The following is an 8,180-nucleotide window of genomic DNA, read 5'->3' on the forward strand; positions in this document are numbered from 1 at the left end:
AGATGTCGCGGACGGCATAGTCCGCCGCTGTCACGTTTTCTGGTTTGTTCATGGTAACTGTTCCTTGACTGTCTTGGGGTTATTGGGCGGCCACGGTGGCTCCGAAACTGCGGGCCAGCTCCTCGGCCAGGTCGGTCTTCTCCCAGGAGAAGCCGCCGTCGTCCTCGGGGTGACGGCCGAAGTGGCCGTAGGCCGCGCTGCGGGTGTAGATGGGGCGCAGCAGGTCCAGGTGATCGCGGATGCCGCGCGGTGTCAGGCGGACCATCTCGCGCAGGCGGCGCGACAGGTCATCCTCGGACACGCGCCCGGTGCCCAATGTGTCGACATAGAGCGCGACAGGCTCCGGCACGCCGATGGCATAGGCCAGCTGGATCTGGCACTTGTCGGCCAGCCCCGCGGCCACGACGTTCTTGGCCAGGTACCGCGCGACATAGGCCGCCGAGCGGTCCACCTTGGTGGGGTCCTTGCCGGAAAAGGCACCGCCGCCGTGGGGCGCGGCCCCGCCGTAGGTATCGACGATGATCTTGCGGCCGGTCAGGCCGGCGTCACCGTCAGGGCCGCCGATGACGAACTTGCCCGTGGGGTTGACGATCAGCTTGTCGTCGGCGGGCAGCTCCCAGCCCTCGTCCTTGAAGACGTCGGTGATGTAGGGCTTGACCATCTCGCGCACCGCCTCCTGGCTGATGCCTTCGAGGTGCTGGGTCGAAACGACGACGGTGTCCAGGCCCACGGGCTTGCCGCCGGCGTATTTCAGCGTCACTTGGCTCTTGGCGTCGGGGCCGAAATTCGGCTGCTTGCCGGATTTGCGGTCCTCGGACATGTGCCGCAGGATGCGGTGCGCGAACTGGATCGGCGCGGGCATGAGCTCGGCCGTCTCGTTGCAGGCATAGCCGAACATGATGCCCTGGTCGCCGGCACCTTCCTCGCCCTTGTCGCCTTCGTCGACGCCCTGCGCGATATCGGCGGACTGGGCGTGAAGGCGGCAGATGATCTCGGCGTCGCGCCAGGAAAACCCGGGCTGGTCATAGCCGATGTCGCGGATCGCCTGCCGGGCGATCTCTTCCACCTGGCCGAGAACCTCGGACGGGCCGCGGACCTCGCCGGCGATGGTCAGGTGGTCTGTGGTCGCCAGCGTCTCGCAGGCGACGCGCGATTGCGGATCGGCGGCCAGGTAGGCATCCAGCACCGCGTCCGAAATCCGGTCGCAGACCTTGTCCGGGTGCCCCTCGGACACCGATTCGCTGGTGAAAAGCCAAGTCTTGTCGCTCATCTCGTTCCTTTCTCCACGATTGTGGGGTTGGCTCGTTTGGCAAGTTGTCTTGCGGGGGTCAGGCGATCTTGCGATCCGCCGATGACTTGTCGGGCCGATAGGCCAGGCTGGGGGCCAGCCAGGACTCGATCTCGGCAATCTCCATGCCCTTGCGCGCGGCGTAGTCGGAAACCTGGTCCGGTCCGATCCGGCCGATCCCGAAATAGCGCGCCTCGGGGTGCGAGAAGTAGAGCCCCGACACCGCCGCCGCGGGCCACATCGCGCAGGACTCCGTCAGGGTGACTCCGGTATGCGCGGGCGCCTCCAGAAGGTCGAACAGCGTGTGCTTCTCGGTGTGGTCGGGGCAGGCGGGATAGCCCGGCGCGGGGCGGATGCCGCGGTACTGCTCGCGGATCAGCGCCGTGTTATCCAGCCCCTCGTTCGGGGCATAGCCCCAGAGACTGCGGCGCACGCGGGCGTGCAGCGCCTCTGCAAAGGCTTCGGCGATGCGGTCGCCCAGGGCCTGCACCATGATGGAATCGTAGTCGTTGCCCTCGGCCTTGAGCCGGTCGGCGATGTCGTGCACCTCGGGCCCCGTCGTGACGGCGAAGCCGCCCACCCAGTCGGGCGTGCCCGTGGGCGCGATGAAATCGGCCAGGCACATCTGGGCGGTGTCGCCCGTCTTGTTGCGCTGCTGGCGCAGTTGCGGCATCCGCGCGCGCAGCTGCGTGCGGTCCTCGTCCGCCCAGACAAGGATGTCGTCGCCCTGGCTGTTGGCGGGCCAGAGCCCGACCACCCCGCGCGGGCTGAACCAGCCCTCCGCCTCGATCCGGTCGAGCATCGCCTGCGCGTTGTCGAAGAGTTCGCGCGCCGTCGCGCCCTTGTCGGGATCGTCGAGGATTGCGGGATACTGGCCCTTCATCTCCCAGGTGGCAAAAAACGGCGACCAGTCGATGTAGCCGCGCAGGTCGGCCACGTCGGTGTCGTCGATCACCGTCAGGCCCGGCGTTTGTGGCACCGGCGGCCTGTAGTCCCCCCAGCCGCCGTCAAAGGCGCTGGCCCGGGCCTGCACCAGCGGGGCCGTGGGCCGGTCGCCGCTGCGGTCGTCGCCCGCGCGCATCTTGTCCTGGCCCTCGGCGATCTCGGCCAGGTAATCCGGCGCGGCCGTCTTGGACAGCAGCTTGGAGACCACGCCGACGGCCTTGGAGGCATCGTCGACATGGATCACGCCGTTGTCATACTCGGGCGCGATCTTCAGCGCGGTGTGCTTTTTCGAGGTGGTCGCGCCGCCGATCAGCAGCGGCAGGTCGAACCCCTGGCGCTTCATTTCGGCGGCGACGTCGACCATGCGGTCAAGCGACGGGGTAATCAGGCCCGACAGCCCGATGATATCGGCCTTTTCTTCCTTGGCCTTGGCAAGGATATCCTCGGTCGGGACCATCACGCCCATGTCCACGACGTCGTAGTTGTTGCACTGCAGCACGACGCCGACGATGTTCTTGCCGATGTCGTGCACGTCACCCTTGACCGTGGCCATCAGCACCTTGCCCTTGGCCGAGGTATCGCCGGCAAGGCGCTTTTCCTCTTCCATGTAGGGCAGCAGATGGGCGACGGCCGTCTTCATGACGCGGGCGGATTTCACCACCTGCGGCAGGAACATCTTGCCCGCGCCGAACAGATCGCCCACCACATTCATGCCGTCCATCAGCGGCCCCTCGATCACGTCGAGCGGCTTGTCCGCGCGCTGGCGGCATTCCTCCGTATCGTCGATCACGTAGTCGGTGATGCCGTGGACGAGGGCATGTTCCAGACGTTTCTCGACCTCCTGCTCGCGCCACTTGGGGTCTTCCTTCTTCGAGGCCTCGCCGCTGCCCTTGTATGTGTCGGCGATGTCCAGAAGCCGCTCGGTCGCGTCGTCGCGGCGGTTGAACAGAACGTCCTCGACAGCGTCGCGCAGTTCCTCGGGGATGTCGTCGTAGACGGTGATCTGGCCCGCGTTGACGATGGCCATGTCCATGCCCAGCGGGATCGCGTGGTAGAGGAAGGCCGAGTGCATCGCCTCGCGCACGGCGTTGTTGCCGCGGAAACTGAACGACACGTTCGACAGCCCGCCCGAGATATGGGTGTCGGGCATATCCGCCTTGATCAGCTTGATCGCCTCGAAAAAGGCGTTGGCGTAGTCGTTGTGTTCTTCGATACCCGTGGCCACGGCAAAGATATTGGGGTCGAAGATGATGTCCCAGGGCTGGAACCCCGCCTTTTCGACCAGCAGGTCGTAGGAGCGGCGGCAAATCTCGTACTTGTGCTGCGCCGTCTCAGCCTGGCCGTTCTCGTCGAAGGCCATCACGACGACGGCCGCGCCGTAGCGGCGGATCGTGCGCGCCTGCTGCAGGAAAGCGTCTTCACCTTCCTTGAGCGAGATCGAGTTGACCACCGCGCGGCCCTGCACGCGCTTGAGGCCCGCCTCGATCACCTCGAACTTGGAACTGTCCAGCATCACCGGCACGCGGGAAATGTCGGGCTCCGACGCGATCAGGTTGAGGAATGTGATCATGGCCTGTTCGGAGTCGAGCAGCCCCTCGTCCATGTTCACGTCGATGATCTGGGCGCCGTTCTCGACCTGGTCGCGCGCCACGTCGAGGGCGGTGGCGTAGTCACCCTCCATGATCAGCTTCTTGAAGCGGGCCGAGCCGGTAACGTTGGTGCGCTCGCCGATGTTGATGAAACTGGAAACGCTGGTCATGCCGCATCCTCCGTGCTGGTGGTGCCTGGGGCCTCGAACATCTCGAGCCCTGACAGGCGCATGCGCCGCACCGTCTGCGGGATCTTGCGCGGGGTCTTGCCCGCCACCGCGTCCGCGATGGCGCGGATATGGTCGGGCGTGGTGCCGCAGCAGCCGCCGACGATGTTGACCAGCCCGGAGTCGGCCCAGTCGCCCAGATGCGCGGAGGTCTCTTCGGGGGTCTCGTCGTAGCCGCCCATCTCGTTGGGCAGGCCGGCGTTGGGATAGGCGCTGATGCGGGTGTCGGCGACCTCGGACAGGGTGCGCACGTGCTGGCGCATCTCGTCGGCCCCCAGCGCGCAGTTCAGCCCGACCGAGAAGGGCCGCGCGTGGCTCATCGAGACCCAGAACGCCTCGGGCGTCTGGCCCGTCAGCGTGCGGCCCGACCGGTCGGTGATGGTACCGGAGATCATCAGCGGCGGCACCGTCAGGCCCTCGTCGGCAAGGCTGTCGATGGCGAACAGGCACGCTTTGGCGTTGAGCGTGTCGAAGATCGTCTCGACCAGGATCAGGTCGACCCCGGCCTCGATCAGGGCGCGGGCGGCGTCGCCATAGGCGCGGGCCAGGTCGTCGAAGGTCACGGCGCGATAGCCGGGGTCGTTGACATCCGGCGAGATGCTGGCGGTCTGGTTCGTCGGCCCGATCCCGCCGGCCACCCAGCGCGGGCGTTCGGGCGTGGCCACGGCGTCGGCCGCCTCGCGCGCCAGCCGCACGCTTTCGGCGTTCATTTCCCGAACGAGGCTTTCCATGCCGTAATCGGCCTGGGAAATCGCGTTGGCGCCGAAGGTGTTGGTGCACAGGATATCCGCGCCGGCCTCCAGAAAGTCGGTGTGGATGTCGCGGATCATCTCGGGTTGCGTCAGGCTGAGCAATTCGCTGTTGCCGCCCACGTCGCTGGGCCAATCGGCAAAGCGGGTGCCGCGATAGACCTCCTCGCCCGGTTTGTGCTGCTGGATCATGGTGCCCATGGCCCCGTCCAGCACCAGGATGCGGTCCGCGGCATGGGCCGCGATGTCGGTCTTTGTCATCTGCTCTCTCCTCAGGCGGCGGTCTCGGCGGCGATCTCGGGCGTCAGCCCAAGCGCGCGGCAGACAGCAAGGCTGACTTCGGGGCGATTGAGCGTATAGAAATGGAACTCGGACAGCCCCGCGTCCAGCAAAAGGCGGCATTGTTCGGTTGCGACGCTGGTGGCGACCATGGCGCGGGTTTCGGGCGCGTCGTCCAGCCCCTCGAACATGCGCGCCAGCCAGTCGGGAATGCTTGCCCCGCACATGGCCGAGAAGCGCTTGATCCCGGCGAAATTCGTCACCGGCATGATCCCCGGCACGATGGGCGCGGTGATGCCCGCGTCGCGGGCCCGGTCGACGAAGCGCAGGATCACGTCCGTGTCGAAGGTGTATTGCGTGATCGCCCGCGCCGCGCCCGCGTCCAGCTTCCGCTTGAGGTGGTCCAGATCGGCCTGTGCATTTGCCGCTTCGGGGTGCACCTCCGGGTAGGCGCCGACCGAGATGTCGAAATCGGCCACCCGGCGCAGCCCGGCCACCAGTTCGGCGGCGTCGCCGTAGCCGTCGGCGGCCAGCGTCTGCCCCTCGGGCAGGTCGCCGCGCAGGGCCACGATGCGGGTGATGCCCTTGGCGTGCAGGCCGCGGGCCAGGGTATCGACCTCGTTGCGGCTGGCGCCGACGCAGGTCAGGTGATGGGCCACCGGGCGGCCGCTGCGCGCGCCGACCATGTCCACCACGCGGGCGGTGCTCTCGCGGGTGCCGCCGCCGGCGCCGTAGGTCACGGAGAAATAGTCGGGGTCGGCGCCGGACAGCTGATCGACGGTTTGCGCCAGGGTCGCTTCGCCCGCCTCGGTCTTAGGCGGGAACAGCTCAAACGACACACGGGCGGGGGGATCGGGATAGGGCCCGGTCATTGGACTCTCCAGAGGCTGGGGACGAAACAGGTGGGTCAGGACCGGGGCGCGTTAGCGCCCCAGCATATCAGGTCACGCCGGCTTACGGAAGTGCTGGATACCCCAGGCGAGGTGGCCCGCATCCGCGGCCTTGACCCAGTTCTCCAGGCCGACGGCCATCTTGTCGAGATACTCGGCCGAGGACCCGGCCTCGCGGAGCTTGGCGTAGTTGGCCAGCAGCTCCTCGCGAACCCGGGAATAATGCGCGCGCAGGTCGCTTGTCGCCTCTTCCTGTTCCAGCGTCTCGAAACCCAGCGCCTCGGCCGCCTCGCGGTAGAAGCGCGGCGACCCCAGGCTGTTGAGCTGCAGCCGGTCATAGACGGGTTGCAGGACGGCCGGGTCGGCATCGTCGGCCTGCATCGGATCGGTGAAGATCAGGTGCCCGCCGGGCTTGAGCACGCGCCAGGCTTCGGCCAGGACGTCGGCCCGCTGGTCGGAGTGCAGGAAGCTGTCCTGGCTCCAGACCACGTCGCAGCTGGCGTCGGCCTCGGGCACGTCCTCGAAGACGCCGTGGTTGACCGAGATCTTGCCGGTCAGCTTGGCGGCGCGGATCTTGCCGAGGTTGTACTCGTTCTGCGTCTCGGAGATGTTGAGGCAGACCGCCTCGCACCCGGTCTTGCGCACCAGGGTGCGCATCGCGCCGCCATAGCCCGCGCCCATGTCCAGAACCCGCGCCGCGGCGTCCAGCGCCGGCAGCCGTTCGATCATCGACTCGATGGTCCGGTCCGAGGCGGTGCGGATGTCCGGCGTCTCGGCGTAGCGGCCGATGTGCAGGTCCTCGCCACCCCAGATCGTGGAATAGAAGGTGTCGGCGTCGTCGCTGTCGTAGTAATCTTCGGTGATGTCGCGGATGTCTTCCTTGCCATCCTCGCTGGCTGTGCCCCAGCGCACCAGGTGCAGCGCCGATTTCTCGGCCACGTGGATGAAGAAATCCGGGTCGTTCTCGGCATAGGTTTCCTGGAAATCGCCGTAGGTGCGCACGCGCTCGAAGCCCGCCTCGGACAGCAGGCGGCGCGTGTAGGCCTTGCGGATCGGGCACATGTTCAGCGTGTAGGAGGACCCGTCCGGGAAGGAATAGCGCATCCGGCACAGCCCCTCGTCGACGTGGTCCGGCTCGGCGGTGACCTTGTCGCCGCAGTAGTAATACTTGTGCTTGGTCGAATAGCCCTGGTCGAGCATCGCGTCGTAGTTGCGTTGATCGAGGATCAGAAGTCCGTCGTGCTTGAGCGCGGCATAGAACTCGGCCAGCGCGCGGCGGCGCTCGGATTCCTTGTGCAGGTGGGTGAAGGAATTGCCAAGGCAGACGATCGCGTCGTACTTGCCGTTGATGTCGCGGTTGAGCCAGCGCCAGTCGGCCTGCGCGGTCTTGAGGATCAGCCCGCGGGCCTGGCCATTCTCGAAGGCCTTGGCCACCATTGAGGCCGCCCCGTCCGACGCGGTGACGTCAAAGCCCGCCTCGGTCAGCCGGACGGAATGAAAGCCGGTGCCGCAGGCGACGTCGAGCACGCGTTCTTTGCCGCGGGCACGCAGGATGTCGATGAAGAACTGACCCTCGCTCTCGGCGCGGCCGGCCCAGTCGATCAGCTCGTCCCACTTGTCGACGAAGGTCCTGACGTATTCCTTGCGGTAATGGTCGGTTTCGCGATCGGCCAGCGGATCGTCGCTGTAGACCTGGTCGGTCATGGTCAGCTCGGCGTTGTCGGCCATCGTGTCGCTCATCTCTGTCTCCGTTCCAGACTGTCTGGCCACCGGCGATGCGGATGCTCGCCGGGCGCACGGCAGTACCGCGCGGGTCCCGAAGGACTGCACTGATTTCGTTGCCCATTTCGGTTTTCGCCCCGGTCGCGTGATCGCGCCGCAGCGGGCATTGTGGTCGGGTCCAGCCTCTGCGCGTCGAATTGCCGGCGCGGGTCACTGTCCGGCTCTGGCGCAAGGCGGCAGGGCGCTGCCCAACATGCTGCGCCAGCATCATGGACAAAAAGCGACTATTCAACAGGATTTTGCGACATTTTGCTTAAGCGATTGACTTTCCAACGGAAAGACTTGGTTTCGACCGCCTTTGCAGCTGCGGCAAGCGGCGTCTGCGACACCGGGTCTGGATGCAGTGTGAGCCGGGGCGCGCCGCCGGTGAGTCCCGCGCCCGCGCCGGGCCAGCGGGCCGGGGGCGGAACGCAAAACGGCCCGGCGCCGTG

Annotated in this window: 6 protein-coding genes; all 6 read right to left on the minus strand. The window is 66.8% G+C overall.

What is annotated here, in order from left to right:
* Positions 1-79: 79 nt before the first annotated feature.
* Entirely contained in the window at positions 80-1,270 is a 1,191-nt protein-coding gene (metK, locus tag BU124_RS14190) for a methionine adenosyltransferase (protein ID WP_084864222.1), read from the minus strand.
* 58 nt (positions 1,271-1,328) lie between these two features.
* Entirely contained in the window at positions 1,329-3,992 is a 2,664-nt protein-coding gene (metH, locus tag BU124_RS14195; RefSeq protein ID WP_084864223.1) for a methionine synthase, read from the minus strand.
* Complete coding sequence (locus tag BU124_RS15200; RefSeq protein ID WP_084864224.1) at positions 3,989-5,059, minus strand: homocysteine S-methyltransferase family protein; 1,071 nt, start codon at positions 5,057-5,059, stop codon at positions 3,989-3,991. The genes metH and BU124_RS15200 overlap by 4 nt, the downstream gene beginning before the upstream one ends.
* An 11-nt stretch (positions 5,060-5,070) precedes the next feature.
* A complete protein-coding gene (metF, locus tag BU124_RS14205; protein ID WP_084864225.1) occupies positions 5,071-5,949 on the minus strand; it encodes a methylenetetrahydrofolate reductase [NAD(P)H] in 879 nt (292 codons plus the stop codon).
* Positions 5,950-6,021: 72 nt separating this feature from the next.
* Positions 6,022-7,707, minus strand: a complete 1,686-nt coding sequence (locus tag BU124_RS14210) for a glycine/sarcosine N-methyltransferase (protein ID WP_084864226.1) — start codon at positions 7,705-7,707, stop codon at positions 6,022-6,024.
* A gap of 266 nt (positions 7,708-7,973) precedes the next feature.
* Positions 7,974-8,180: hypothetical protein (locus BU124_RS14960; RefSeq protein WP_218775116.1), on the minus strand; the 207-nt coding region annotated here is incomplete at its 5' end.

It is taken from the genome of Salibaculum halophilum, from assembly GCF_002094885.1.
Classification (GTDB): domain Bacteria; phylum Pseudomonadota; class Alphaproteobacteria; order Rhodobacterales; family Rhodobacteraceae; genus Salibaculum; species Salibaculum halophilum.

Bases quoted from the DNA above. Each gene is read 5' to 3' on its own strand.
- metK (WP_084864222.1), bottom strand. From the start codon at position 1,270: ATGAGCGACAAGACTTGGCTTTTCACCAGCGAATCGGTGTCCGAGGGG.
- metH (WP_084864223.1), bottom strand. From the start codon at position 3,992: ATGACCAGCGTTTCCAGTTTCATCAACATCGGCGAGCGCACCAACGTT.
- BU124_RS15200 (WP_084864224.1), bottom strand. From the start codon at position 5,059: ATGACAAAGACCGACATCGCGGCCCATGCCGCGGACCGCATCCTGGTG.
- metF (WP_084864225.1), bottom strand. From the start codon at position 5,949: ATGACCGGGCCCTATCCCGATCCCCCCGCCCGTGTGTCGTTTGAGCTG.
- BU124_RS14210 (WP_084864226.1), bottom strand. From the start codon at position 7,707: ATGAGCGACACGATGGCCGACAACGCCGAGCTGACCATGACCGACCAG.